Annotated in this window: 24 protein-coding genes; 10 read left to right on the forward strand and 14 right to left on the reverse strand. The window is 66.6% G+C overall.

The features are described 5' to 3' along the window. Positions 1-20 precede the first annotated feature (20 nt). From Q0Q48_RS17735 to Q0Q48_RS17755, 5 genes are all read right to left on the reverse strand, one after another. Positions 21-449 carry a MaoC family dehydratase gene (locus Q0Q48_RS17735; protein ID WP_295140252.1) on the reverse strand — a complete coding sequence of 143 codons (429 nt, stop codon included), beginning with the start codon at positions 447-449 and terminating at the stop codon, positions 21-23. An 11-nt stretch (positions 450-460) separates the two neighbouring features. Then, on the reverse strand, positions 461-922 hold the full coding sequence (locus Q0Q48_RS17740) for a MaoC family dehydratase N-terminal domain-containing protein (protein WP_295140255.1): 462 nt from the start codon (positions 920-922) through the stop codon (positions 461-463). Between the two features lie 83 nt (positions 923-1005). Next, positions 1006-2205, reverse strand: a complete 1200-nt coding sequence (locus Q0Q48_RS17745) for an acetyl-CoA acetyltransferase (protein ID WP_295140258.1) — start codon at positions 2203-2205, stop codon at positions 1006-1008. An 81-nt stretch (positions 2206-2286) separates the two neighbouring features. Further along, entirely contained in the window at positions 2287-3729 is a 1443-nt protein-coding gene (locus Q0Q48_RS17750) for an OB-fold domain-containing protein (RefSeq protein WP_295140261.1), read from the reverse strand. A gap of 125 nt (positions 3730-3854) precedes the next feature. Next, complete coding sequence (locus tag Q0Q48_RS17755; protein ID WP_295140263.1) at positions 3855-4694, reverse strand: NUDIX hydrolase; 840 nt, start codon at positions 4692-4694, stop codon at positions 3855-3857. 106 nt (positions 4695-4800) lie between these two features. Between Q0Q48_RS17755 and Q0Q48_RS17760 the strand changes: the two genes are divergently transcribed. Next, positions 4801-5385 carry an HdeD family acid-resistance protein gene (locus tag Q0Q48_RS17760; protein ID WP_295140266.1) on the forward strand — a complete coding sequence of 195 codons (585 nt, stop codon included), beginning with the start codon at positions 4801-4803 and terminating at the stop codon, positions 5383-5385. Positions 5386-5389: 4 nt separating this feature from the next. On the opposite strand, the gene Q0Q48_RS17765 is transcribed toward Q0Q48_RS17760, so the two are convergent. Next, positions 5390-6418, reverse strand: a complete 1029-nt coding sequence (locus tag Q0Q48_RS17765; protein ID WP_295140268.1) for an NADP-dependent oxidoreductase — start codon at positions 6416-6418, stop codon at positions 5390-5392. A 64-nt stretch (positions 6419-6482) separates the two neighbouring features. Between Q0Q48_RS17765 and Q0Q48_RS17770 the strand changes: the two genes are divergently transcribed. After that, positions 6483-7205 (forward strand): alpha/beta hydrolase, encoded by a 723-nt coding sequence (locus Q0Q48_RS17770; RefSeq protein WP_295140269.1) that lies wholly within the window; start codon positions 6483-6485, stop codon positions 7203-7205. A gap of 9 nt (positions 7206-7214) precedes the next feature. Here the strand turns inward: Q0Q48_RS17770 and Q0Q48_RS17775 are convergent, their stop codons facing one another. Beyond that, positions 7215-7958 carry an SDR family NAD(P)-dependent oxidoreductase gene (locus tag Q0Q48_RS17775; protein WP_295140271.1) on the reverse strand — a complete coding sequence of 248 codons (744 nt, stop codon included), beginning with the start codon at positions 7956-7958 and terminating at the stop codon, positions 7215-7217. A 68-nt stretch (positions 7959-8026) separates the two neighbouring features. Between Q0Q48_RS17775 and Q0Q48_RS17780 the strand changes: the two genes are divergently transcribed. Together Q0Q48_RS17780 and Q0Q48_RS17785 are read left to right on the forward strand one after the other, a co-directional pair. After that, positions 8027-8539: a thioesterase family protein gene (locus Q0Q48_RS17780; RefSeq protein ID WP_295140273.1), complete on the forward strand. Its 513-nt coding sequence runs from the start codon at positions 8027-8029 to the stop codon at positions 8537-8539. A gap of 8 nt (positions 8540-8547) precedes the next feature. Then, positions 8548-9066, forward strand: a complete 519-nt coding sequence (locus Q0Q48_RS17785; protein WP_295140275.1) for a thioesterase family protein — start codon at positions 8548-8550, stop codon at positions 9064-9066. On the opposite strand, the gene Q0Q48_RS17790 is transcribed toward Q0Q48_RS17785, so the two are convergent. The 6 genes from Q0Q48_RS17790 to Q0Q48_RS17815 form a co-directional block, all read right to left on the reverse strand. Continuing rightward, complete coding sequence (locus Q0Q48_RS17790) at positions 9041-9547, reverse strand: GNAT family N-acetyltransferase (RefSeq protein ID WP_295140277.1); 507 nt, start codon at positions 9545-9547, stop codon at positions 9041-9043. The genes Q0Q48_RS17785 and Q0Q48_RS17790 overlap by 26 nt on opposite strands. Then, positions 9537-10292: a glucose 1-dehydrogenase gene (locus Q0Q48_RS17795; RefSeq protein ID WP_295140280.1), complete on the reverse strand. Its 756-nt coding sequence runs from the start codon at positions 10290-10292 to the stop codon at positions 9537-9539. The genes Q0Q48_RS17790 and Q0Q48_RS17795 overlap by 11 nt, the downstream gene beginning before the upstream one ends. Beyond that, on the reverse strand, positions 10289-10507 hold the full coding sequence (locus Q0Q48_RS17800; RefSeq protein ID WP_295140284.1) for a DUF2783 domain-containing protein: 219 nt from the start codon (positions 10505-10507) through the stop codon (positions 10289-10291). Before Q0Q48_RS17800 ends, Q0Q48_RS17795 begins: the two co-directional genes overlap by 4 nt. Before the next feature lie 10 nt (positions 10508-10517). Further along, entirely contained in the window at positions 10518-12104 is a 1587-nt protein-coding gene (locus tag Q0Q48_RS17805) for an FAD-dependent oxidoreductase (protein ID WP_295140286.1), read from the reverse strand. 67 nt (positions 12105-12171) lie between these two features. Beyond that, positions 12172-13128 carry an MBL fold metallo-hydrolase gene (locus Q0Q48_RS17810; protein ID WP_295140289.1) on the reverse strand — a complete coding sequence of 319 codons (957 nt, stop codon included), beginning with the start codon at positions 13126-13128 and terminating at the stop codon, positions 12172-12174. 91 nt (positions 13129-13219) lie between these two features. After that, positions 13220-14239 carry a S1C family serine protease gene (locus Q0Q48_RS17815; protein ID WP_295140292.1) on the reverse strand — a complete coding sequence of 340 codons (1020 nt, stop codon included), beginning with the start codon at positions 14237-14239 and terminating at the stop codon, positions 13220-13222. A gap of 79 nt (positions 14240-14318) precedes the next feature. Between Q0Q48_RS17815 and Q0Q48_RS17820 the strand changes: the two genes are divergently transcribed. The 5 genes from Q0Q48_RS17820 to Q0Q48_RS17840 all read left to right on the forward strand — a co-directional run bounded on the left by Q0Q48_RS17820 (position 14319) and on the right by Q0Q48_RS17840 (position 21689). Continuing rightward, positions 14319-16610 (forward strand): ATP-dependent helicase, encoded by a 2292-nt coding sequence (locus Q0Q48_RS17820; RefSeq protein WP_295140295.1) that lies wholly within the window; start codon positions 14319-14321, stop codon positions 16608-16610. A 25-nt stretch (positions 16611-16635) separates the two neighbouring features. Next, a complete protein-coding gene (locus Q0Q48_RS17825) occupies positions 16636-17961 on the forward strand; it encodes an extracellular solute-binding protein (RefSeq protein WP_295140297.1) in 1326 nt (441 codons plus the stop codon). Positions 17962-18109: 148 nt separating this feature from the next. Then, the gene (locus Q0Q48_RS17830) at positions 18110-19786 is read left to right on the forward strand and encodes an iron ABC transporter permease (RefSeq protein WP_295140300.1); all 1677 of its coding nucleotides are present in this window, start codon (positions 18110-18112) and stop codon (positions 19784-19786) included. Positions 19787-19791: 5 nt separating this feature from the next. Beyond that, entirely contained in the window at positions 19792-20805 is a 1014-nt protein-coding gene (locus tag Q0Q48_RS17835; protein WP_295140303.1) for an ABC transporter ATP-binding protein, read from the forward strand. Continuing rightward, positions 20802-21689 carry a 50S ribosomal protein L11 methyltransferase gene (locus Q0Q48_RS17840; protein WP_295140305.1) on the forward strand — a complete coding sequence of 296 codons (888 nt, stop codon included), beginning with the start codon at positions 20802-20804 and terminating at the stop codon, positions 21687-21689. The genes Q0Q48_RS17835 and Q0Q48_RS17840 overlap by 4 nt, the downstream gene beginning before the upstream one ends. A gap of 72 nt (positions 21690-21761) precedes the next feature. Here Q0Q48_RS17840 and Q0Q48_RS17845 read toward each other — a convergent pair whose 3' ends face one another. After that, on the reverse strand, positions 21762-22169 hold the full coding sequence (locus tag Q0Q48_RS17845) for a DUF1127 domain-containing protein (RefSeq protein WP_295140308.1): 408 nt from the start codon (positions 22167-22169) through the stop codon (positions 21762-21764). Positions 22170-22380: 211 nt separating this feature from the next. Between Q0Q48_RS17845 and Q0Q48_RS17850 the strand changes: the two genes are divergently transcribed. Further along, a complete protein-coding gene (locus Q0Q48_RS17850) occupies positions 22381-24390 on the forward strand; it encodes an aminopeptidase P family protein (RefSeq protein WP_295140311.1) in 2010 nt (669 codons plus the stop codon). Positions 24391-24404 lie beyond the last annotated feature (14 nt).

A 24404-nucleotide genomic window follows, 5' to 3' on the forward strand; every position in this document is an offset into this window, starting at 1 on the left:
CTGTCTCCTGATGCTCGACGTCAGTTCAGCGCGACCGTGGCGGTGCCCTGAAGCGTGTCCTGGCCGTTCTGGTTGGTGCACTTGACCTCGAGATCGACCAGCTTCTCGCCGTCCTTCTCGCGCTTGCCCGTGACCTTGCCGGAGACGGTGATGACGTCGCCCACCCAGGTGATCGAGGTGAAGCGCGTCCCGAGGCCGCGGACCTGCTTCTGCGGGACCCAGCTGGTGACGAGGCGGCCGAGGAAGGCCATCGACAGCATGCCGTGGGCGAACACGTCCTTGAAACCGAACTTTCTCGCGAAGTCGAGATCGACGTGGATCGGATTGTGGTCGCCCGAGCCGCCGCAGTAGAGGGCGAGCTGGTGGCGGCTGATCGGCGGCAGCACCAGCGGCTTGAGTTCGTCGCCGACCTTCACGTCGGCAAATTTCGGAGCGGTCGCAGTTGCCATGAGTGCCTCCCTTACTTCTTCGCCGCGTCGGGGTTGCGAACGACGGTGACGCCGCGGCCCTTGGCCAGCAGCTTGCCCGCCTGGTCCTTCATCTCCATCTCCTGGACAACGAACCACAGCGCGCCGCCCTTCTTGTCGTAGATGTCGACGACCTTCTCCTGGCAGGTGACGACGTCGCCCACCACGACCGGCGCGTAGTATTCGAAGTGCTGCTCGCCGTGCAGGATCAGGCCGATATCGACGTTGAGCAGGCGCAGGAGTCCGCCTTTGTTGGGATCGTCGGCCTGCAGGGCGCGCAGGAAGGTAAGCGGCGCGGTGATGCCGCGATAGCCCGCCGCCTTGGCCGCGGCCTCGTCGGAATAGATCGGGTCTTCCTCGCCGATGGCCTTGCAGAACAGCTTGATCTTGCCGGCCTCGACGGTGGCGGTGAACGGCTTGAACTGGTGGCCGATGAGCTTCTTGTCGAGCTCCATGGATGTCTCCTCCTGATCGGATGCAAAGAAAAGCCCTCTCCCCGACTGCCTTCGAGTCGGAGAGAGGGCTTCGCGATTGGCGACTACTCGTAGCGGCCGACGATGGCCACGCTCGCGATGTTCTCGCGCGGAGCGCCACCGAGATTGTGCGTCATGCCGATGCGCGGGTCCTTGAGCTGGCGGGGACCGGCCTTGCCCTGGAGTTGCAGGTACATCTCGTAGAGCATGCGCAGGCCCGAGGCGCCGATCGGATGGCCGAAGCACTTGAGGCCGCCGTCGATCTGGCAGGGGATCTTGCCGTCGGCGTCGTAGAAGCCGTCGAGCACGTCCTTCCAGCCCTTGCCGGTTTCGGAGATGTGCAGGTCTTCCATGGTCACCAGCTCGGTGACCGAGAAGCAGTCATGGACCTCGAACATCGACACTTCGTCGCGCGGGTTCTTGATGCCGGCCTCTTCATAGGCCTTCTTCGAGGCGATGCGCGTCGTGTGGAAGTAGCTGCCGTCCCACGAATTGTGGCCCGACTCCGAGCCGTTCGAGACCGAGAGCTGCAGCGCCTTGACGCTGACGATGTCGTGCTTGCCGAGCGCCTTGGCGATCTCCGGCGTCGTCACGATGGCCGCAGCGGCGCCGTCGGACACGCCGCAGCAGTCGAACAGGCCAAGCGGCGACGCGATCATCGGCGCGTTGAGGATGGTGTCCATCTCGACGGCCTTCTGGAGATGCGCCTTTGCATTCTTCGCGCCGTTCTGGTGGCTCTTCCATGAGACATGGCCGATCGCCCTCTTGAGGTCCTCGCCCGACACGCCATGGGCGGTCATGTAGGCGGTGGCGAGCTGGGCGAAGTTGCCGGGCGCCGTGCCATTGGCGTTCCACAGGGCCTGCAGCGGGCCGCCACGGCCGCCTGGAAGGCCGCCATAGCCAGTGTCCTTCAGCTTCTCGACGCCCAGCGCCAGGGCGAAGTCGGCAGCGCCGGAGGCCACGGCATAGCAGGCGCCGCGGAAGGCCTCGGTACCGGAGGCGCACATGTTCTCGACATGCGTCACCGGGATGTTGGGCAGGCGCAGCGTCATCGACAGCGGAATGCCCGACTTGCCGACATGGACCTCGTCGATGGCGGTCGAAAACCAGGCAGCCTGGAGCTGGTTCTGGTCGATGCCGGCGTCCTTCAGGCATTCCTTGTAGGCTTCGAGCATCAGCTCCTCGGCGCCGCTGTCCCAGCGTTCGCCGAACTTCGAGCAGCCCATGCCGAGAATCGCGACCTTGTCCTTGATACCACGAGCCATTGCAGGTCTCCTTGGTGGTGAGGTTGAACTCTTGAAACTAACGAAACTCTTGAACCGGGAAGGCGATCCGGGCCGACAGGCTCAAACCGGCGTCGCCTTCCAGAAGTAACGCTTGAAGCCACCGCGCATCTGGTCGTTGTCGCGGATGCGGAAGGTCATGCGCATCTTGGCGCCGACCTTCACCTGGTCCTTGTCGCTGTCGGTGAAGTCGGCCATGAAGCGCCCGCCCTCGGGGAAGGTGATCATGCCGTAGTAGGCCGGCGGGTCCGGCGAATAGGTGAGCGAGTCGGCAGTGAACGACATCACCGAGCATTCCAGCCCGGCCATCGCGTAGGGATCCTGGCTGTCCATCGCATGGCAGTTGGGATTGACGCAGACCTGGCTGCGCGGGAACTGCACGGTGCCGCACACCCTGCACTTGCCGCCGACCAGCCCGTAGATCATGTCGCGCTTGCGCCACAGGACCGACAGGGCCGTCTTCTTGTCGAACTCGGCCCGCATGCCCTTGTCGATCGGCAGCATGTCGTTGAAGGCGAGGAACTTCATGTAGTTCTTCTCTTCCTTGCGACGCGCCATCCAGCCGGACAGGCCCTTGCGCGCGGGCAGCTTGTCCTTCTCGGCCGTGACTTCGAAGACCAGCGCATCGACGCCCTGGCCGAAGGCCACGACCATGATCCTGTCGCCCGCCTTGGCGCTTTCCAGCGCATCGACCAGCATGACGAGCGCATGGGCCGCGCCGGTATCACCCAGCGAAGCGCCCATCAGGTCGCGCACCGTGCTCTCGCCGATGCCCGCCATCTTGGCCATCAGCTTGGGCACTGCCGGCATCAGGCTGGGCATGATGAAGTGGGTGATGTCGCCGCCGGTGAGCTTGCAGGCCGCAAGTGCCGCCTTGATCGCGGGCGGCACGATCTTCGCGTAGCCCTCGTCGCGGATCCAGCGCTCTTCCCAGCCGTAATCGAACTCGGCGTCCTCGCCGCGGAAGTGATCGACGAAGTCCATCGACACGGAATGGTGGCCGACCAGCCTGGCGATCACGTTCTCGGTGCCGCAGAGCAGCGCCGCCGCGCCATCGCCGTAGTTGAGTTCGTTGGCCGAAGCGACGCGAGCCATCCGCTTGTCGGCGGCCGCGACCAGAGACGGTGCGCCGTCCCGGGAGGCGTTGAGGCCGGCGATCAGCGCCGAGGTGCCGGCCTTCAGCGAACCGCCGACGTCCATCGCCGACAGGTTCTGCTCGACGTTGAGCGCCGTGCCGATCACGCCGGCATTCTGGCGATCCTTGAACGGATGGGTCGTTGAGGCGAAGTAGATGTTGCGGACGTCCTCCGCCTTGTGGCTGGTCAGGCAGTCGCGCGACGCCTCGACCGCCATGGTAATCGAGTCCTCGTCCCAGTTGGCCATCGAACGCTCGCCCTTGGAGAGCCCGCGCAGGCCCGGGGCGAACCACTTGTTGGCCTCGTACACGGCTTGCCGGTTGAGACGCAGGCGCGGCACATAGGCGCCATAGGCCACGATTCCGACCATCGTTCTTCTTCCTCCACCTGGTCCGACCGAAGTCGGTTCATGAACGAGCGTTTATGTCGTCGCTCTTAGCGCGGTCGCCCCGGTCGGGCGAGCCGCTTTCTTTGTCCGCATCGTAATGGGCGGAATTATCTTCCGGTCTGCGGAACGCCACCGGACGGCGGCATCTCGCGGACGAGGTTGCGGTAACCCGCGCCCTCGGGGATGTGGAGGAACTTCTTGCCGTCCTTCACCTCGACCCAGGGCTGGACGGTGACGATCTTGCGGGCACTCGCTGCGGAGATTGCGCCGGCGACCGTCTTGCCCTCGGCCAGCAGCTCGAGGTTCTTCGTCGTGGCGTGGACCAGCGTCCGCTTGCCGGCCTTCGCTTCTTCGATTGCTTCCTGAGGTCCGATCCAGACCGAGTCCGTCGACTCCGACCCGTCGTGCAGGGCGATCTGGTCTTCTGGCGCCTCGGCCAGGAAGAACCAGGTGTCGAAACGCTTCGGCACGAAGGTCGGCGTAATCCAGTGCGCGTACGGCGTCATCAGCTCGGTTGCGATCTCGAGATCCTCGGCCTCGACCATGTCGACGATGCTCGCCTCGTCCTTGGCGAGCTTGACGCGCCAGCGCTCCTCGATGCCCTTGAGGTCGGCCGCCCCGATCAACGCCTTATGGCCGCGCTTGCGCGCCAGCAGGACGCCGCATTCCTCGAACGCCTCGCGCACGCCGGCAACCCGGAATTTCAGCTCGGCGTCGTCGATCTTGTCGGCGCCGCCGCAGCGGGCGCGCAGCGACGGAGCGCCGTCTGCTTCCTCGAGCTTGCCGCCGGGGAAGACGAGCGCGCCGGAGAAGGAGTCGATCTGGTGATGGCGCACGACCATGAAGACTTCGAGCGGCGAGGCGGCATCTCCCGGCTTCGACGGCCGCAGCAGCAGCACGGTAGTGGCGGGCCGCGGAGGCGATGCCTCATTCTTAGAATCGTTCATGTCTTCCTGCATTCCTGTGACGCTTCAGTGTCCCATACAACCGGCGACAGTGCCATTGCGCGGGTGTATCCTGACATTGTCCATTCCGCTCTGAAGGAGCATCGCCATGACAATGTCCACCAACACTCCGCTTCCGCCCAATCTGGCGGAGGGCCTCAAGGTCCTTCGTGCCAAGTGGGGATGGATCGTGGCGCTGGGCGTCGTGTTCCTGATCGCCGGCTTCATCGCGCTGGGCAGCGCCGTCGCCGCCACCGCCTCGGCCGTCATGATCGTCGGCATCATGATGATCATGGGCGGCGTCGCGGAAATCGTCGCCGCCTTCAGCGTCAAGGGCTGGGGCAAGTTCGCCGTCTGGATGCTGCTCGGCCTGCTCTATGTCGGCGCCGGCGTCATCGCCATCGGCAACCCCTTCGCCGCGGCCACCATCCTCACACTGATGCTGGGCGCGGCCCTCGTGGCCGGTGGCGTTCTCCGCATCTTCCTCGCCTTCAGCATGAAGTCCGCCGGCAAGCCGTGGGGCTGGGTCGTCGTCTCCGGACTCGTGACCCTGCTGCTGGGCGCCATGATCATCGCCCAGTGGCCGGCCTCCAGCTTCTTCGTGCTGGGCATCTTCCTCGGCATCGACCTGATCTTCATCGGCTCGGGCTGGGTGACGATGGGGCTGGCGCTGAAGAACCGCCCCGCCGCCTGAGGCGCTACTTCCGGGTCGGATCCTCGGCGACCTGCACCAGCAGCTTGCCGAAGTTCCGGCCCTTGAGCAGGCCGATGAAGGCCTCGGGCGCGTTCTCGATGCCCTTCACGACATCCTCGCGGTACTTGATCTTGCCGGCCCTCACGAGCGGCGGCACTTCCTTCCAGAAGTCGGCCATCTGGCCGAAGTGATCGGAGACGATGAAACCGGTCACGGTGGCACGCTTGATCAGCAGCAGGCGCCAGTCGGGACCGGGGTTCATCTGCATGTCGTTGTACTGCGAGATCAGGCCACAGAGCGGCACGCGCGCGAAGTCGTTGAGCTGCGGTACGACGGCCGCCTGTACCGCCCCGCCCACGTTCTCGAAGTAGATGTCGATGCCCTTGGGCGCCGCCGCCCGCAGCTCCTTGAACAGGTTCCCCCCCGCCGCGCGATAGTCGACGCAGGCGTCGAAGCCCAGCTCGTTCACGACGTAGTCGCACTTCTCCTTGCCGCCGGCGATGCCGACCGCGCGGCAGCCTCTGAGCTTGGCGAGCTGCCCGACCACGGAACCGACGGCGCCGGACGCCGCCGAAACCACGACGGTCTCGCCCGCCTTGGGCTTGCCGATTTCCATCAGGCCCCACCACGCCGTCATGCCCGGCATGCCGAGCACCGACAGCGCAGTCGAGAGCGGCGCGGCGTCGGGGTCGGGGTCGAGCTTCATCGACATGTCGCCGGTCGAGCAGGCGTAACTCTGCCAGCCGGCATACTCGACGACATAGTCGCCTTCCTTGAAGCGCGGGTTTTTCGACTTCACGACCTGGCCCACCGTGCCGCCGACCATCGCGTCGCCGAGATTGACGTTCGACGCGTAGCCCTTGGCCTCGGCCATGCGGCCGCGCATGTAGGGATCGAGCGACAGCCAAATCGTGCGCGACAGGTATTCGCCGTCCTTCGGCTCGGGAATCGCCTGGTCGACGACCTCGAAATTGCCGGGCGTTGGTTCGCCCTGCGGTCGTGACTTCAGCAAGACGCGACGATTGGTGGCCATGGAATCCTCCGTTGGTTTGCGGCACGGTATCATGCCAATGAAAACCCCGAAAACGCTGAGCTGAATGACCGCGTCCCGTACCTATGTCTGTCTACCCGGCGCCTGGATGGGCGCCTGGACCTGGAAATTCGTGATCGAACGCCTGACCGCGGCGGGCCATGACGCCCGCGCGCTGACCTTTCGCGGCGTCGGCGAGCGCGCGGCGGAACTGTCGCCCGAACTCGACAACGACGTGTTCCTCGCCGACACGATCGCCACCCTGGAGAAGGAAGACCTGCGCGACATCGTGCTGGTCGGCCACAGTTTCGGCAGCCTGATCGCGACGCTGGTGACCGATCGCATCCCCGAGCGGATCGGCCATCTCGTCATCGTCGACGGCGGCATTGCGACCGACGGCCAGTCGATCTTCGGCCGCATTCCGCCCGAGATCGTGGCCAAGCGGAAGAAGTTGATAAAGATCGTGAACGACACCGAGGTGCTGCCCTTCGCGCCGGTCGGCAGCCTGATCATCGACGATCCGGAACTGGCGGCCTGGACGCACAGCCAGCTCACGCCGCATCCGCTCGCCTGCTACACCAAGCCGATCACGCTCCATCATCCTGCCGGCAACGGCCGCCCTATGACCTACATCGCCTGCACCAAGCCGCGCTATCCTGTGTCGGCCGGCATGCACGAGAAGGTCCAGGCGATGCCGCATGTCCGCTACCGTTCGATAGAAGCCGGCCACAACTGCATCCTCTCGGCGCCGGACCTGGTGGCCGCGGAGCTGCTGGCGATTCCGCTTTAGCGGGGACTGTTAGAACGACTCCTTATACGGCCGCAGGTCGATCTCGTGCGTCCAGGCGCTGCGGTGCTGGCGATGGAGGTGCCAGTAGCTGTCGGCGATCGCGTCGATGTTCAGCAGTCCGTCCGGACCGGCCTTCTCGGCGCGGTCGGGCATGCGCGATAGCAGACGCTCGCCCTCGATGCCGCCGTCGATGATCGCGTGCGCGACATGAATGCCCTGCGGGCCGAATTCGCGGGCCATCGACTGCACCATCAGCCTGAGCCCGCCCTTGGTCGCGTTGAAGGCTGCGAACCGCGGCCGGCCGCGCAACGAGCCCGAGGCGCCGGTGAAGATCACCGTGCCGCGTCCGAGCGGCGCCAGCCGGCGCATGGCTTCGCGGCCGAACAGGAAGCCGCCGAAACAGCCGACCCGCCACGAGTCCTCGAAATGCTGCGCCGTCATCTCGCGGAAATCCACGGCGGCGTTGTTGCCCATGTTGAACACCAGCAGGTCGGCCGGCGCGCCGTCCGCGTCGTCTGCCATCGCCCGGTCGAACAGCGCGACGACCTCGTTCTCCTTCGTGCCGTCGACCACGACCGCCGTCGCCGAGCCGCCGGCCTCGCAGATTCCCTGCACGACCTTGTCGATCTTGGGCCCGGTGCGACCGGCCACCAGCACGTGATAGCCCTCTTTCGCAAAGCGGCGGCTTGCCGCCGCGCCCAGGCCGCGTTCGGCGCCCACGCCCAGCACGACCGCCTTCGTCTTCTTCGCCATGTTCGCTCCTCGCAACGCCGTTGCACGGAACTTGCGGTGCGCGGGGCCGCTTCGCTACGGTCGGTCGCATGAAATTAGCTCCATACCCCATGATCGATCTCGATCTCGCGGCGCCGCTCGACCGGCACAACGCCACCGTGCTGCCCGACTGGATCGACTGGAACGGTCACATGAACGTCGGCTACTACGTCGTGGCCTTCGACAAGGCGACGGACACGCTGTGCCAGCAATTCGGCTGCGGCTACGAATATACGCGCGACGAGATCGGCATGACCTTCGTGCTCGAGGCACACGTCACCTACGATCGCGAGGTCAAGGAAGGCGATCCCCTGCGCATCACCACGCAGATCCTCGACCACGACGCCAAGCGCATCCACTACATCCACATGATGTATCACGCGAAGGAAGGCTATCTCGCCGCCACCAACGAACTCATGCTGATGAACATCGACTACAAGACCCGCCGCTCGGCGCCGTGGCCCGACTTCGCCATGGAGCGCATCGAGAAGCTCGCCGCGGCCCACGCCGCCCTCCCCCGCCCGGCCCAGGCCGGCCGCCTCATCGGAATCAAGAAGAAGTAACAGCGTCCATGCTTCAGTCCCTGCCGTACGAACTTCCCGAACTGATCACCCGCGCCCCGCTCGACACCCACCGCTCCACCGTCCTTCCCGAATGGGTCGACTGGAACGGCCACATGAACGTGGCCTTCTATGTCACCGCCTTCGACCAGGCCTCCGGTGCCTTCATGCGCAACATGGGACTGGGCCGCCGCTACGTCGACGGCAAACTCGGCATGACCTTCGTGCTCGAGACCCACGTCACCTACGATCGCGAGCTGCGCGAGGGCGCGCCGATGCGCTTCACCACCCAGCTGCTCGGGCGCGACGCCAAGAAGGTCCATCTCTTCCACGAGATGTACCATTCCGAGCAGGATTATCTGGCGGCAACCAACGAGACGATCCTGATGAACATCGACTACACATCGCGCCGCTCCGCACCGTGGCCAGTCCCGGTGACCGAGCGCCTCGACGCGATCTGGGAGACCCACAAGGTTCTGCCCAAGCCAGCCAAGGCCGGCCGCGTCATGGGTCTTTCGAAGAAGAGCTAGCGAGCGCGGCCAGCGCCTCGCCGCTCAGGCGATAGGGCAGCCAGTTGCGGATCCAGCGATAGCCCAGGCGCTCATAGAAGCCGCGCGCCGGGTTCCAGTCGAGGACGTTGAGGTCGATGCGCTTGTAGCCCTTGGCCGCGCATTCGAGGGCGAGGCCCCGCATCAGCGCGCGGGCCACGCCGCCGCGGCGCTCCTCGGGCACGACCCAGATATCCTCGATGAAGATGCCGCGGGCGGCGGTCCAGACCGAGTAGTTGAACGTGTAGAGAATGAAGCCCACGGGCCTGGTCCCGCGCTCGGCGATCAGGGCGGCGAATTGCGGGTTCTCGCCGAAGCCGTCGCGCGCCAGGGTCTCAGGCGTCGAGCCGACGGCGTCGGGCTCGTCCTCGTAGGTCGCGAGATCGACCGAGAAACGATGCAGCGTGTCGACGTCCGCGATCGTCGCCGGTCGCACCACCAGCTTCTGCAGATCAGACGGCAAGATAGCCTCCATCGACCGGCAGGATGGCGCCGGTGATGTAGCTCGCGGCCTCGGAGCAAAGGAACACCACCGGCCCGGCCAGCTCCTCCGGCTGGCCGACGCGCTTCATCGGCACGTGCGCCAGGAAGCCGTCCAGCTTCTTCGGATCGGCACGCGTCACCTCCGTCATCGCCGTGGCGATGATACCCGGCGCCAGCGCGTTCACCCGCACGCCGTCGGGCGCCAGCTCGGTCGCGAGCGCCCGCGTGAACTGGGCCAGTGCGCCCTTCGAGACGGGATAGACACCACTGCCGGCCGGCGCGACGAAGGAGTTGATCGAGGCGATGTTCACGATGCTGCCCTTCGTGTGCTTCAGCTGCTCGATGAAGGCCATGGTGACATTGAACGGTCCCTGGACGTTCACCTCCATCGTGCGTTCCCAGCGCGCCCGGCCATCCGGCTCGGTCAGGCCGCCGCGCAGGAAGATGCCGGCATTGTTGACCAGGATGCTGATCGGGCCGACCAGCAGGGAGATGTCCTGCGCGAGCTTGGCGCAGCTTTCCTCGTCCGTGACGTCGAGCGCATGGCCGCGCGCCTCGCCGCCCGCCTTGACGATGCTGTCGGCAATCGCGCGCGCGGCCTCCAGATCGACGTCGGTGACGATGACGCGAGCGCCCGCGGCCGCCAGACCGCGCGCGATGGCGGCGCCGTTGCCGCGGCCCGCACCGGTGACCAGCGCCAACCGGCCCTTGAGCGTGTCCTTCATGCCTCCTCCATCGTCTCGCGTGCGGCCCTCAGCGCCTCGCGCAGCACCGCCTCGTCGCCCACATGGTTTGCGAGCAGAAGGATCAGCCGCGCGTCGAAGGCGCGGCACTGCTCGTCGCTGAGATCACGATGCGCATCGACGATCGCGTTATAGACGTCGTCGGGGCGCGCGAGGTTCAAGGTGCGGCGCAACGCACCCGTCGAGGTGTCGGCCATGGTGGTCTCCTCAGCCGTTGCCAGTCGCCCGCCCGATCGCCGCGACGATCGCGGCGCCGTCGAAGCGGCGCCAGCGGGCGGCGACGTATCGGTCGGGACGAATGAGATAGGTCGTCCCCGGCCGCGCATCGTAGCGCTGGCGCGCCAGCCCGTCGCCCGCAATGCGGATGCCGGTCGCCCCGGCCGGAAAATCCGGTACCGGCGTATCGAAATCGGCAAAGGTCAGCACCGTGAAGTCCGCGCCCAGCCGATCGATGAGCCAGCCCTCTCCCTCCCGGCCGATCGGTGCGTCGAGCATCGCCCGCCCGGGTCCCGGCCCGCGCGCCCAGTCGGTATCGGTATCCGCCGTATCGAGCGGCGAGTCCGGCTGGACGGTCGGCACCGACAGGCGGCCACTGTTGATCAGCGCGCGCGCAAAGGGGAAGTCGCGTGCCAGCGAAAGCGTTGCGTCACGGAACGCCCGCGAGGCTGGAAACTTCGGCGTGATGAAGTCGGTGCTTCGGGTCGAGTTCAGGATGTTTTCCCGCGCCGCGGCGCGACGCTCGCTGCAATAGCTGTCGAGCAACGACACCGGAGCGGTCTTGCCGAGCACCATCGCCAGCTTCCAGGCGAGGTTGTCGACATCGGCGATGGCGGCGTTGCCGCCGCGCGCCCCGAACGGCGAGACGACATGCGCGGCGTCGCCGGCGAAAAGCACCCGGCCGTGGACGAAGCGCTCCATCATGCGGCAGGTGAAGGTGTAGACGCTGGTCCATTCGTGTTCCCAGCGCGCTTCGGGACCGAACATCTGGCGCAGGCGCCGATCGATGTTCTCCGGCTTCTTCTCCTCTTCCGGATCGGCGTCGGGACCGAGCTGGAAATCGACGCGCAGCACGTCGTCGGCCTGGCGGTGCAGCAGCACGGAATTGGTCGGATGGAACGGCGGGTAGAACCAGAAGCGCCGCTCCTTCGGCAATTCGCTCAGCAGCCGGATGTCGGAGATCAGGAACCGGTCGTGGAAGACCTCGCCGGGATAGGGCAGGTCCATCAGATGGCGGACGGTGCTGCGCACGCCGTCGCAGGCGACCAGCCATTCGGCGTCGAGCGAGTAGCGGCCGTCCGGCGTCTCGACCTCGACGGCGACGCCGTCAGGGCCTGGGGTGATGCCGACGACCTTGTTGCGGAAGCGCATCTCGACCAGGGGCTCGGCGAGGCAGCGCTCGAAGAGATACTCCTCGACGTAATACTGCTGCAGGTTCACGAAGGCCGGGAACTTGTGCCCCGGCTCCGGTTGCAGGTTGAAGCGGAAGACCGGCTTGTCGTGAAGGTAAAGCTCACCCTGCTCCCAGGTGATGCCCTTCTCGACCATGCGGGTCGCGACGCCGAAGCGATCCCAGGTTTCAAGGCTGTGCTTGGCCTGGCAGATCGAGCGACTGCCCAGGCTCACCGTGTCGTCCTCGTCCAGCACCACCGACGGCACGCCGCGTTGCGCCAGCGCCAGCGCCAAGGTCGGCCCGGCCATGCCGGCCCCTACGATCACAACCGGCCGGCGCTCGCTGCCGCCATCGAGCTCAGGCGGCCTCCGGTACTCGTAGTGACGATAGGTGTAGGAACTCATTGGAGCGCGCCACTCCAGTGGCGCTCATGATGCGCCACTGGAGTGGCGCGCTCCCATGAAGGCATCGTCAGGCGCCCTTTTCCAGCGCCGCCCACATCTCGATGTCGCGCTCGGCCGTCCAGATGCGGGGATGGTCGAGCCCCTTGGCTTCGTCGTAGGCGCGGCTGACGTCGAATGGCATGCAATGCTCGAAAATGACCCAGTTGCCGTAGCGCGGCTGCAGCGTCGCCATTGCCTTGTCGTAGGCCTGCTTCAGCGAGTCACCGGCCCCGGCACTCTTCTCCACGACCTTGTAGAGGTCGCTCAGGAAGGCCTGGGTTCCGGCGATGCCTTCCTCGACGGGGCCCTCGCCGATCAGCGCGTCGCCACGCCCGGGCACCAACGCCTCGGCCTTGAGGTCGCGCAGCTTCTGCAGGGTCTCCGGCCAGTCCTTGTAGTGGGCATCGCCGCAATAGGGCGTGGCGCCGTATTCGACGAGATCGCCGCTGAACAGGGTCCGCTCTTCGGGCAGCCAGACGATGGTGTCGCCCTTGGTGTGACCGCGGCCGGCATGGATGATGTCGACCTGCAGCTTGCCCAGCCACAGGGTCATGCGGTCCTTGAAGGTGATGGTGGGCCAGGTCAGGCCCGGAATGGTCTCCGCGGCCTGGAACAGGCGCGGAAAGCGCTGCAGCTCCGACTTGTAGTCCTCTGCCCCGCGCTCGACGATCATCTCGCGCGTGGCTTCGCTGCAGATGATGTGCTCGGGCGCGTAGCCGCTGGCGCCCAGCACGCGCACGGCATGGTAGTGCGACAGCACCACGTACTTGATCGGCTTGTCGGTGACGGTGCGGATGCGCTCGATGACCTGCTCCGCCATCTTCGGCGTCGCCTGGGCGTCGATCACCATGACCGCGTCGTCTCCGATCACGATGCCGGTATTGGGATCACCCTCCGCGGTGAAGGCATAGGCGTGTTCGGAGAGACGGCTGAAGGTGATCTTCTTGTCCGTCATGTCCGCCTGCGAAGCAAACGCCTTGGCCATCAATATCCCCCGTTCCAGTTGCCTTGAACCTAGGCAGCGGGCGGGCGCGAAGTCAAAGCGTGGCTATTCACAGGCCGGTTCGCGGTTCCGGTCAGTCGGACCCGTATTTGTGATAGCTGCCGCGGTCGCCGGTGCGGACGGTGACGTCGAACGTATCGTTGTCGCGTTCCAACCGGAGCTTCACCACCGAACCGGCGGGGCCGATCGCCCAGAGCTTGCGGTAGAAGTCGGCAACATCGTCGAGCACTTCGCCGTTCAGGGCATGCAGGATGTCGCCTCGCTGCAACCCGGCGCGGTCGGCCGGACCGCCGTCGGAAATGCCACCAACCACCAGTTGGCCCATGTGCTCGACCGTATAGAGCCCCAGCCATGGGCGCGGGGGCGTGGACAGCCGGCCGGTGGCGACCAGTTCGTCGAAGATCGGCTTCAGCCGGTTGATCGGCACGTACATGTTGCCCGGGAACGCCGGCGACCCCGGACCCAGGGCCTCCTGCACCAGCAGCGAGCCAACGCCCAGCAGCTCGCCCTCCTGGCTGATCAGGGCCGAGCCACCCCACAACGGATAGGCCGGCACCGTGAAGATCGCATTGTCGAGCAGGTATTCCCAGTAGCCGGCGAACTCGCGGCGGCCGGCGACCTTGACCTTCAGCGCCGCCTTTTCGCCCCCCAGGCCCGCGACATGGGCCTCGCTGCGGAGGGTGAGGGAATCGGAGTCGCCGAATGCCATCGGTTTCTGCGCGATCGGAGTCACCGTTCGCACGAGACCGAAGCCGCTCTCGTAGTCGTACCCGACGATGCGGGCGGGCAGTTCGTTGCCGTCGATGTCGGTGATCTTCACCGTGTCGGCTTCCATGATGAGGTAGCCGATTGTGAGGATCAGCCCTTCATCGTCGACCAGGATGCCGTGACCTTCACGCTCCGTGCCCAAAGTCTGGGCCGAACGGCGGGTCTCCGGAATCGTCGTCCTGACGCCGACCACGGCCGGCAGAGCCGCCGAAACGAGCGGCGGCAGGCTCGAGCCACTTCCCGGCGTGCGGGCGACCACGCCCTCTTCGCCGGGTGGCGGCCAATGGCCGGCACCGTTTGCGGAACCGTTCAACCCTCGGGCCATCCGCACACCTCCGCGCGCACCAAGCGCGTCCACAGTCTCAAAGATAGGCGTCCGCCGCCCCGATTGCTATATGACGGTCATGGCGCCTCCCGCCGATCCGTTCGAAATCACCGACGACCCCGTCCCGGCCGCCCCCACGCCGGCGCGGCGCGCCGTTGCGTCCATGGCTCATCTCGAAGGGTTGAACGACGAGCAGCGCCAGGCCGTCACCCACACGGGAGGGCCCTTGCTGGTCCTTGCGGGCGCCGGCACTGGCAAGACGCGCGTGCTGACCACCCGCATCGCCCATCTGCTGATCACCGGCCAGACCCGTCCGTCGCAGATCCTGGCCGTAACCTTCACCAACAAGGCTGCCCGCGAAATGCTCGACCGCGTGGCGAGCCTGATCGGCGGCGCCGCCGACGGGATGTGGCTCGGGACCTTCCACGCGATCGGCGTGCGCGTGCTGCGCCGCCATGCCGAGCTGATCGGGCTGAAGAGCAACTTCACGATCCTCGACACCGACGACCAGACGCGGCTGATCAAGCAGCTGCTTCAGGCCGAGGGGATCGACGACAAGAAATGGCCGGCACGCATCCTGTCCGGGATCATCCAGCGCTGGAAGGACCGCGCCCTGACGCCGGAGAAGGTGTCCGCCGACGAAGCCGGCGAATTCGCGGGCGGCCGGGCGGCCGACATCTACCGCCAGTACCAGGAGCGACTTGCGGAGGTGAATGCCGTCGATTTCGGCGACCTGGTGATGCATTGCGTCACCCTGTGGCAGAAGCATCCCGACATTCTGGCGGTCTATCATGGCCGCTTCCGCCACATCCTGGTCGACGAGTACCAGGACACCAACGTCGCCCAGTATCTCTGGTTGCGGCTGCTGGCGCAGGGCACGCAGGATGTCTGTTGCGTCGGCGACGACGACCAGTCGATCTACGGCTGGCGCGGCGCCGAGGTGGGCAACATCCTGCGCTTCGAGAAGGATTTCCCCGGCGCCACGATCGTCCGGCTGGAGCGCAATTACCGTTCGACGCCGCACATCCTGGCCGCCGCCTCGCACCTCATCGCCCACAATGAGGGCCGGCTCGGGAAGACGCTTTGGACCGACGCCAAGGAGGGCGAGCGCATCTCGCTGCGCGGCGTCTGGGACGGCGACGAGGAAGCACGCACCATCGGCGAGGAGATCGAGGCGCTGCAGCGCGACAAGCACAGGCTCTCGCAGATCGCGATCCTGGTGCGCGCCGGCTTCCAGACCCGCGAGTTCGAGGAACGGTTCATCACCATGGGCCTGCCCTACCGCGTGATCGGCGGGCCGCGCTTCTACGAGCGCCAGGAAATCCGCGACGCGCTGGCCTATTGCCGCGTCACCATCCAGCACGACGACGACCTCGCCTTCGAACGCATCTACAATACGCCGCGCCGGGGCTTGGGCGAATCGGCGCTGCGAACGCTGCGACTGATCCAGCGCACGCAGAAGATCTCGCTGTTCGAGGCGACACGGCGGGCGCTTGAGACCGACGAGCTGAAGGCCCGGCCGCGCAAGGCGCTGGGCGACCTGATCCGCAACTTCGAACGCTGGCGGGCGATGCTCGACGGCATGAGCCACGTCGAGGTGGTCGAAACCATCCTCGACGAGTCGGGCTACACCGACATGCTGAGGATCGACCGGTCGCCCGAGGCCGAGGGCCGGCTGGAGAACCTGAAGGAACTCATCAACGCGCTGCAGGAATTCGATTCGCTGCCGGCATTCATGGAGCACGTGGCGCTGCTCACCGACATGGCATCGCGAGACGACACCGACATGGTGAGCGTGATGACGCTGCATGCCGCCAAGGGCCTCGAGTTCGACACGGTCTTCCTGCCGGGCTGGGAGGAAGGCCTGTTCCCCAACCAGCGCGCGCTCGACGACAAGGGGCTTGCGGGTCTAGAGGAGGAGCGTCGGCTGGCCTATGTCGGCCTGACGCGCGCGCGCAAGCGGGCCTATGTCTCCTTCGCCGCCAACCGCCGGGTCTTCAACCAGTGGCAGGCCGCGATCCCGTCGCGCTTCCTGCGCGAGCTGCCGCCCGCCCAGCTCGCCCAGAGCAGCGATGCCGGTCTCTACGCGACCTATTCCGCCGGGCACCATGGCGGCCTGCGCGACCAGGCCAGCGGCTTCGAATACGAGAGCCTGGGCGTCACCGGCCGCCGCACCCGCTATCGCGACGAGACCGCCGACGATCGCCGCGCGACCGAAGGCGACCGGGTCGATCTCAGCATCGGCCAGCGCGTCTTCCACCAGAAATTCGGCTACGGTCTTATCGTCGCCGTCGACGGCAACAAGCTCGACATCGAATTCGAGAAGGCCGGCCCCAAGAAGGTCCTCGACAGCTTCATCGAAGCTGCCTGAGCAAGAAACACAGGAGAGAAACGCCATGTTCCGCCGCTCTGCCCTTGTCCTCGGTTCGGCCCTCGGCCTCGTGCTGGCTTCCGGTACCGGATTTGCGCAAACCGGCAAGGTGACGGTCGTCACTTCGTTCTCGAAGGACGTCACCGACCCGATCAAGAAGGCCTTCGAGAAGGCCGTGCCCGGCGCAACGCTCGAAGTGCAAAACCGCAACACCAATGCCGGGGTGAAGTTCATCGAGGAGACCAAGGGCAACAACCAGGTCGATCTGTTCTGGGCCTCCGCGCCCGACGCCTTCGAGGTGCTGAAGGGCAAGAAGCTGTTGTCGGCGTACAAACCCAAGGCGACGGGTATCGCCGAGAAGGTCGGTTCCTATCCGGTGAACGACAAGGACGGCTTCTATTCCGGCTTCGCGGCCTCGGGCTACGGCATCATGTGGAACGAGCGCTATGTGAAGGCCAACAAGCTGCCGACGCCGAAGGAGTGGCAGGACCTCGCGCAGGCGCCCTATTTCGACCATGTGTCGATCTCGGCGCCGTCGCGTTCGGGCACGACGCATCTCACGATCGAGACGATCCTGCAGGGTGAAGGCTGGGACAAGGGCTGGCGCACCACCAAGGACATCGCCGGCAACCTGCGCACCGTGACCGATCGCTCGTTCGGCGTGCCGGAGGCCGTGAACTCCGGCCAGGTCGGCTACGGCATCGTGATCGACTTCTTCGCCTTCTCCTCGCAGGGAGCGGGCTTCCCGGTGAAGTTCGTCTATCCGTCGGTGACGACCCTGGTGCCGGCCAATGTCGGCGTCGTCGCCAACGCCCCCAACAAGGCGGGCGCCGAGGCCTTCATCGAGTTCCTGCTGTCGCCCGCGGGCCAGGAAGTGCTGCTCGAACCGACGATCCGCCGCCTGCCCGTGCGCCCCGAGACCTACGCCAAGGCGCCGGCCGACTATCCCAACCCCTTCAAGGACAAGAACCTCCAGGGGCTGCTGACGTTCAACGCCGAACTGTCGGAAAAGCGCACGGCGGCCGTCGACACGCTGTTCGACCAGCTCATCACCTTCCAACTCGAGCCGCTGAAGGCCGCGACCAAAGTGCTGCATGAAGTCGATGCGGCACTGAAGAAGAAGGACAATGCCCAGGCCCGCGCGCTCGCCAAGGAAGCGCGCGACCTGATCGCTGCCATGCCAATCACCGAGGCCCAGGCCGCCTCGCCCGAGATCAAGGCCGCGTTCAGCGGTGGCAAGGAGAAGTCGGCCCGCCAGGCCGAGCTGGAACAGCAATGGGCCGCCTTCGCCAAGGAGAAGTACGCCGCCGCCAAGGCCAAGGCCGACGAGGCGCTGAAGCTGGCACGCTAGTGCGGCCTGCAAATCACCTGCCTCCCCATTCACATGGGGAGGTGCCCGCGTCTCACGCGGGCGGAGGGGTCACCGCGTCCGGGGTCACCGCATATGACCCCTCCGCCCCTGATGACAGGGGCACCTCCCCATGTGAATGGGGAGGCGCATGAGTCGCTCCCCCGGCCAGATCGCATTGGCGCTCGCGATCGCGCTCTTCCTCGGCGTCTTCCTGATCGTGCCGGTGGCGACCGTCGTCTACGTCGCCTTCACCGAGAAGGGCGGTGGCGGGCTGACGCTGGTCAACTTCCTCGACTTCGGCCGCACCGACCTGTTCGTGCGCTCGTTCTGGAACTCGGTCTACGTGTCTGGGATGACCGTCGTCTGGGCGTCGGTGCTGGCGCTGCCGCTGGCCTATCTCACCACGCGCTTCGAGTTCCGCGGCGCCCTGCTGGTTCAGACCTTGGGCTTCCTGCCGCTGATCATGCCGCCCTTCGTCGGCGCCGTGGCGATGCAGCTCCTGTTCGGTCGCAACGGTTCGGTGAACCTGCTGCTCGACGAATGGTTCGACTTCAAGATCGGCTTCATGGAAGGGCTGAACGGCGTCATCTTCCTGCAGGCCATCCACTACTTCCCGTTCATCCTGGTCAACCTCTCGGCGGCGCTGCGCAACATCGACCGCAGCATGGAGGAGGCGGCGCAGAACCTGGGCTCGCACGGGCTGCGCCTGTTCCGCCGCATCGCGCTGCCGCTGGCCTTGCCGGGCTACATCGCCGGCGCCAGCCTGGTCTTCGTGAAGGTGTTCGACGACGTGGCGACGCCGCTGCTGCTCAACGTCAAGGAGATGCTGGCGCCGCAGGCCTATCTGCGCATCACCTCGATCGGCATCGACGATCCGATGGGCTACGTCATCTCCGTGGTGCTGATCCTCGTCGCGGTGGCGACCATGTGGGCGACGGCGCTGGTCATGAAGGGCAAGGACTACGCCACCACCCAGCGCGGCGGCGGCGGCCTCGCCCGGCGGCAGCTGAAGCCGCGTGAGAAGGTGCTGGCCTATGCCGTCGTGATCCTGATCCTTGCACTGGTCCTGGCGCCGCATGTCGGGCTGGTGCTCCTGTCCTTCGCCACGGTCTGGTCGTTCAGCCCGCTGCCCGACGGCTACACGCTGGCGCATTACGCGCGCGTGCTGGGCGACAGCTCGGTCTACATCAAGAACACTCTGCTCTATTCCGGCCTCGCCGCGGCCATCGACGTCGCGATCGGCGGCACGATCGCCTATCTCGTCCTGCGCACGCGCCTGCCCGGCCGGCAATGGCTCGACTGGGCCGCCAGTACCGCGCTCGCAGTGCCCGGCGTCGTGCTTGGCATCGGCTATCTGCGCGCCTTCTACGGCGTCAGCCTGCCCGACGGCACGCCGCTCGCAACCCTCTGGATCGTGATCGTGCTGGCCATCGCCATCCGCCGGCTGCCCTATGCGCTGCGCGCCGCCTATGCGGCCCTGCAACAGATCTCGGTTTCGCTCGAGGAAGCCGCGGAGAATCTCGGGGCCAGCAAGGCGCGCACGGTTCGGCGCGTCGTGATCCCGCTGATGACCGGCGGGCTCCTGGCAGGATTCGTCACCAGCTTCGCCACCGCCGCGGTCGAGTTGTCGGCCGTGCTGATCCTGGTCCAGTCGAATTCGGATGCGCCGCTGGCCTACGGCCTCTACGTGCTGATGCAGACCCCGGCGGGACGCGGCGCCGGCGCGGCAATGGGCGTGATCGCCGTGCTCATCGTGGCGGTCTGCATGGGCCTGTCGCAGCTCGCGGTCGATCGCTCGCAACGAGCGCGGGGCATGGATATATGACGGACATGACCATGTCGAAGCCGGCCCGGGCCGTGGGCATCGAGATCACGGGCGTGAACCTCTCCTACGGCGCGACCCACGTGCTGAAGGACGTCGCCCTCTCGATCCGGCCCGGTGAGTTTTTCGCCTTCCTCGGCCCCTCGGGCTGCGGCAAGACCACATTGCTGCGGCTGATCGCGGGTTTCGCCCAGGCGCAGAGCGGCAAGGTGCTGCTCGATGGACAGGACGTGGCGCCGCTGCCGCCGTGGAAGCGCGACGTCGGCATGGTGTTCCAGAGCTACGCGCTGTGGCCGCACATGACGGTGGCCAAGAACGTCGCCTTCGGGCTGGAGGAGCGCCGCCTGCCGCGCGCCGAGATCGACCGGCGGGTTTCGCAGGCGCTGGACCTGGTCGGCCTCTCCGCCTTTGCCGAGCGTCGGCCGGCGCAACTCTCGGGCGGGCAGCAGCAGCGCGTGGCCGTGGCGCGCACCATTGCCATCGAGCCCAAGGTGCTGCTGCTCGACGAGCCATTGTCCAACCTCGACGCCAAGATGCGGGTCAGTGTTCGGCGCGAGCTGCGGTCGCTGCAGCAAAGGCTCGGCCTCACGACGATCTTCGTGACCCACGACCAGGAGGAGGCCAACACGATCTGCGACCGCATCGCCGTGCTGGATGGCGGCCGGGTCCAGCAGATCGGAACGCCGATGGAACTCTACGAACACCCGGCCAACCTGTTCGTCGCCAACTTCCTGGGCTCGGCCAACATCCTCGACGAGCGGTGCGGCGTGCCGGTTCCCGCCGGCAAGCGCCTGGTGTTCCGGCCGCAGCACGCCTCGCTGTCGGTGCCGGAAAGTGCGTCGCTGCAAGGCCCCGTCACCCATCGCGAATTCCTGGGTGCGACCGTCCGCTATGCCGTGCGCATCGGCGAGAATGAAGTGCTGATCGAGACGCCGTTCCAGTCCGGCAGCGAATTGCGCAACGTGGGCGACCAGGTCGGCGTGGACTTGCCCCCCCAACGCATGCTCTTCCTTCCGGCATGAGCAAAGTACGCAAGGCGGGCTTCGTCGCGCCGGCGGCGCAGCGCGTCGATTGGGAAATCCTCCTGGAGGAACGGCTGGGCGAGGAAGGCTTCATCGTCGCGAGCTGCGAGATCTCGCGCGACGGTCCCTGGCGCATCGACATTTTCGGCGAGGGTGACGAGGCGCTGGTCGAGGCGGCGATCGACGCCGCCGCAGAAGCACTCGGCCTCGACGCGCCGGATTGGCGCTGGGAAGAGCTGCCCGACATCGACTGGGTGGCCGAGAACCAGCGCTCCTTCCGACCCTTCGCCGTGGGGCCCTTCTGGGTGCACCCGTCGCACGTGAGTGAAGGCCGCCCCGCCGGCCTGCTTCCGCTGCGCATCGATGCCGGCCTGGCTTTCGGGACGGGGACGCATGCCACCACGCGCGGCTGTCTGGAGCTGCTGGCGACGCTCGATCCGGCGGAGACGGTCAATACCGTCGACGTGGGCTGCGGCAGCGGCATTCTCGCGATCGCGATGGCGAAGCTGTGGAATCGGCCGGTGATCGGTGGCGACAACGATGCCGAAGCGGTCGAGGTCGCGCAGGAGAACGCGGCGCTGAACGGCGTGCCGGAACTCTGCTCCTTCTTCGTCTCCGCCGGCCTGCAGGCCGAAGAGCTCTCCGCCCGCGCGCCCTACGACCTGATCGTGGCGAACATCCTGGCCGGGCCGTTGCTCGATCTCGCGGCGTCTTTCGGCGCGGCGGTGCGCCCCGGAGGACGCGTGCTGCTGAGCGGGCTGCTGGTCGAGCAGGCAGCCGGCATCCTCGCCGGCTACAAGCGACACGGCTTCACTTTCGAGCGTCGTATCGATCTCGAAACGGGTGGCGCCTGGTGGCGAAGCCTGGTCCTGCGCCGGACGTGAGTACAAAGCGAAAGGGCCGGCTTTCGCCGGCCCTCGTACGCTTACGCTACGCTACACTACTCGAAAATGTCGCTACGCCGCGCGGCGCAGGTTCTGGTTTGCTGCAGGAACCCGCCCGCCAGCCCGCTCGAAGTCCGGGGTGACGCCCTCGGCGGCCTCACGGACGGCGAAGTTGATGTCGGCCCGGCAGAGGCCGAGGTCCGACAGTTCACGGTCACTCATGCGGTGGAGCTGGGCCTCGGCGGCCCGCAGCTTGAGGTCGGCCTTGATCCCGCCGACGGCGCGATCGTAAAGGCGGCCGGCCCACAGGATCACGTCACCCATCGCGTTCGCCAGCCATTCCGCGCGCGCGTAGCGGGCACGCAGTTCGAGCAGGCGGCGATCGTCGAGGGTGAAGCCGATCTTGGTATTCGCGTTTCCCCCCGCCGGCGCAGTTTCGCTGGTCAGATCCTCAAAGGTCCGAATCGGCTGGGTCATCATGTGTCTCTCCTTCTATTGTGCGGCGCGATAGTCGATGCTGCACTGCACCCAGCAAATATAGAGCCTTGAGGCACAACAATAAGTGCGCACTCCGAAAGGTCGATATGCGCCCAATGCATAGGATGTTTCATTCGAGCATTTCGCACTTGCGAACGAAATATTATTGCTCAATTTGATCGGACCCATCGCCGCGCGTAGGGTCCATCCGATCATGACCTCAGCTCCCGACGACGTAATTGCCCTCCTCCGCCGCCACGGCCGCGGTGCCGACCCCGCCGCGCTCGGAGAATTGATGCGAGGCGTGGCGGCGGCCCCCGAAAGCCTGTCCGGGCCGGAGTGGGTCGAGCTTGTCGATCCGGCAGCTGACGCCGAATTGACCAAGGCGCTGTCCGACTGGCGGGCAGAACTCGCCGCCGCCGACGACGGACTGCAGGCGAGCCCGGCCCCGCGCGAGCGCCTCGCCAGTCTGCGCGCCGAACTGAAGCGGCGCGGCCTCGACGGTTTCGTCGTGCCCCGTGCAGACGAGCACCAGGGAGAGTACGTGCCGCGCCGCGCACAGCGGCTGGCGTGGCTCACCGGCTTCAGCGGCTCGGCGGGCCTCGCCATCGTGCTGGCCGATCGGGCGGCGATCTTCGTCGACGGCCGGTACACGCTGGCGGTCCGCGACCAGGTCGACGTCCAGGCCTTCGAGCCAATGCAGATTCCGGAACAGTCGGCCGAGCAGTGGATCGCCGACAACTTGCCCCAGGGCGGCAAGCTCGGCTTCGATCCCTGGCTGCAGACGGTCGACGGCTACGACCGTTTCGCCCGCGCCTGCCAACGGGCCGGCGGCAGCTTCGTCCCCGTCGAGGCCAATCCCGTCGATGCTGTGTGGAGCGGCCGACCGCCAGCCCCTCTCGCGCCGGTGCTGCCCCATCCTGTCGAATTCGCAGGCGAGACCAGCGAGAGCAAGCGCGCGCGCATCGCCTCGGCGCTTGCGACGCGGAACGCCGATGTCGCGCTGATCACGGCACCTGATTCGATCGCCTGGCTGTTGAACGTGCGCGGCGGCGACGTCCCGCGCACGCCCTTCGCGCTGGGATTCGCGCTGATCCACGCCGACGGCCATGTCGATCTATACATGGACCGCCGCAAGATCCCCGACCGCACGGTATCGTGGCTGGGTAATGCGGTGACCCTGGCGCCCCCTGGGGAACTGGGCAGCGCGCTCGACATGCTGGGCAAGATGGGCAAGCGCGTCCTGCTCGAAACCTCGACGGCGCCCTACTGGGCCGCGACACGGCTGCAGGCCGCCGGCGCGATCCTGGTTCGCGACGCCGACCCCATCGCGCTCCCCAAGGCCTGCAAGAACGCCGTCGAACTCGAAGGCATTCGCGTCGCCCATCGTCGCGACGGCGCCGCGGTCAGCCGCTTCCTCGAGTGGCTCGACCGGAAGTCAGGCGCCGGGAACCTGCGCGAGATCGAGGTGTCGGACCGGCTGCAGGCGCTTCGCGAGGAAACGGGCAAGCTGCGCGACCTCAGCTTCGACACGATCTCCGGCGCCGGCGCCAACGGCGCCATTGTGCACTATCGGGCCTCAGAGGCGACCGAACGCACGCTCGAGCCAGGCAGCCTGTATCTGGTGGACTCGGGCGGCCAGTATCGCGATGGTACCACCGATATCACGCGCACCGTGGCCATCGGCACGCCCTCGCCCGAGATGCGCGACCGCTTCACGCGCGTCCTCAAGGGCCACATTGCGCTGGCCAGTGCCCGCTTCCCGGCGGGCACGACCGGCTCGCAACTCGATGTGCTGGCGCGCTACGCACTGTGGCAGGTCGGCCTCGACTACGATCACGGGACCGGACACGGCGTCGGCGCCTATCTCTCGGTACACGAAGGCCCGCACCGCATTTCCAAGATGCCGAATTCGGTCGCCCTGCAGCCGGGCATGATCGTCAGCAACGAGCCCGGCTACTACAAGACCGGCGCCTACGGCATCCGCATCGAGAACCTCGTGGCGGTCAAGGAGGTCGAAATCGCGGGCGCCGACCGCCGCTACCTCGAATTCGAGACCCTGACGCTGGCCCCCATCGACCTCGCCTGCATCGAGACCGGCCTGCTGACGGAAGCCGAGCGGCAGTGGCTCAACGACTATCACCGCCGGGTGCGAGAGACCGTCGGTCCGACCGTCGACGAAGCGACCCGCGCCTGGCTCGATAGCGCGACCCGCGCGATCTGAGCCGGGCCGGTCGC

This window comes from uncultured Reyranella sp. (genome assembly GCF_945957355.1).
Lineage (GTDB): Bacteria > Pseudomonadota > Alphaproteobacteria > Reyranellales > Reyranellaceae > Reyranella.

Coding starts and splice junctions, on each gene's coding strand:
- Q0Q48_RS17785 (WP_295140275.1), top strand. CDS start 8,548: ATGCTTCAGTCCCTGCCGTACGAACTTCCCGAACTGATCACCCGCGCC.
- Q0Q48_RS17825 (WP_295140297.1), top strand. CDS start 16,636: ATGTTCCGCCGCTCTGCCCTTGTCCTCGGTTCGGCCCTCGGCCTCGTG.
- Q0Q48_RS17840 (WP_295140305.1), top strand. CDS start 20,802: ATGAGCAAAGTACGCAAGGCGGGCTTCGTCGCGCCGGCGGCGCAGCGC.
- Q0Q48_RS17760 (WP_295140266.1), top strand. CDS start 4,801: ATGACAATGTCCACCAACACTCCGCTTCCGCCCAATCTGGCGGAGGGC.
- Q0Q48_RS17800 (WP_295140284.1), bottom strand. CDS start 10,507: ATGGCCGACACCTCGACGGGTGCGTTGCGCCGCACCTTGAACCTCGCG.
- Q0Q48_RS17745 (WP_295140258.1), bottom strand. CDS start 2,205: ATGGCTCGTGGTATCAAGGACAAGGTCGCGATTCTCGGCATGGGCTGC.
- Q0Q48_RS17740 (WP_295140255.1), bottom strand. CDS start 922: ATGGAGCTCGACAAGAAGCTCATCGGCCACCAGTTCAAGCCGTTCACC.
- Q0Q48_RS17810 (WP_295140289.1), bottom strand. CDS start 13,128: ATGGCCAAGGCGTTTGCTTCGCAGGCGGACATGACGGACAAGAAGATC.
- Q0Q48_RS17775 (WP_295140271.1), bottom strand. CDS start 7,958: ATGGCGAAGAAGACGAAGGCGGTCGTGCTGGGCGTGGGCGCCGAACGC.
- Q0Q48_RS17805 (WP_295140286.1), bottom strand. CDS start 12,104: ATGAGTTCCTACACCTATCGTCACTACGAGTACCGGAGGCCGCCTGAG.
- Q0Q48_RS17845 (WP_295140308.1), bottom strand. CDS start 22,169: ATGATGACCCAGCCGATTCGGACCTTTGAGGATCTGACCAGCGAAACT.
- Q0Q48_RS17815 (WP_295140292.1), bottom strand. CDS start 14,239: ATGGCCCGAGGGTTGAACGGTTCCGCAAACGGTGCCGGCCATTGGCCG.
- Q0Q48_RS17770 (WP_295140269.1), top strand. CDS start 6,483: ATGACCGCGTCCCGTACCTATGTCTGTCTACCCGGCGCCTGGATGGGC.
- Q0Q48_RS17835 (WP_295140303.1), top strand. CDS start 19,792: ATGACCATGTCGAAGCCGGCCCGGGCCGTGGGCATCGAGATCACGGGC.
- Q0Q48_RS17820 (WP_295140295.1), top strand. CDS start 14,319: ATGGCGCCTCCCGCCGATCCGTTCGAAATCACCGACGACCCCGTCCCG.
- Q0Q48_RS17755 (WP_295140263.1), bottom strand. CDS start 4,694: ATGAACGATTCTAAGAATGAGGCATCGCCTCCGCGGCCCGCCACTACC.
- Q0Q48_RS17780 (WP_295140273.1), top strand. CDS start 8,027: ATGAAATTAGCTCCATACCCCATGATCGATCTCGATCTCGCGGCGCCG.
- Q0Q48_RS17765 (WP_295140268.1), bottom strand. CDS start 6,418: ATGGCCACCAATCGTCGCGTCTTGCTGAAGTCACGACCGCAGGGCGAA.
- Q0Q48_RS17750 (WP_295140261.1), bottom strand. CDS start 3,729: ATGGTCGGAATCGTGGCCTATGGCGCCTATGTGCCGCGCCTGCGTCTC.
- Q0Q48_RS17795 (WP_295140280.1), bottom strand. CDS start 10,292: ATGAAGGACACGCTCAAGGGCCGGTTGGCGCTGGTCACCGGTGCGGGC.
- Q0Q48_RS17850 (WP_295140311.1), top strand. CDS start 22,381: ATGACCTCAGCTCCCGACGACGTAATTGCCCTCCTCCGCCGCCACGGC.
- Q0Q48_RS17830 (WP_295140300.1), top strand. CDS start 18,110: ATGAGTCGCTCCCCCGGCCAGATCGCATTGGCGCTCGCGATCGCGCTC.
- Q0Q48_RS17735 (WP_295140252.1), bottom strand. CDS start 449: ATGGCAACTGCGACCGCTCCGAAATTTGCCGACGTGAAGGTCGGCGAC.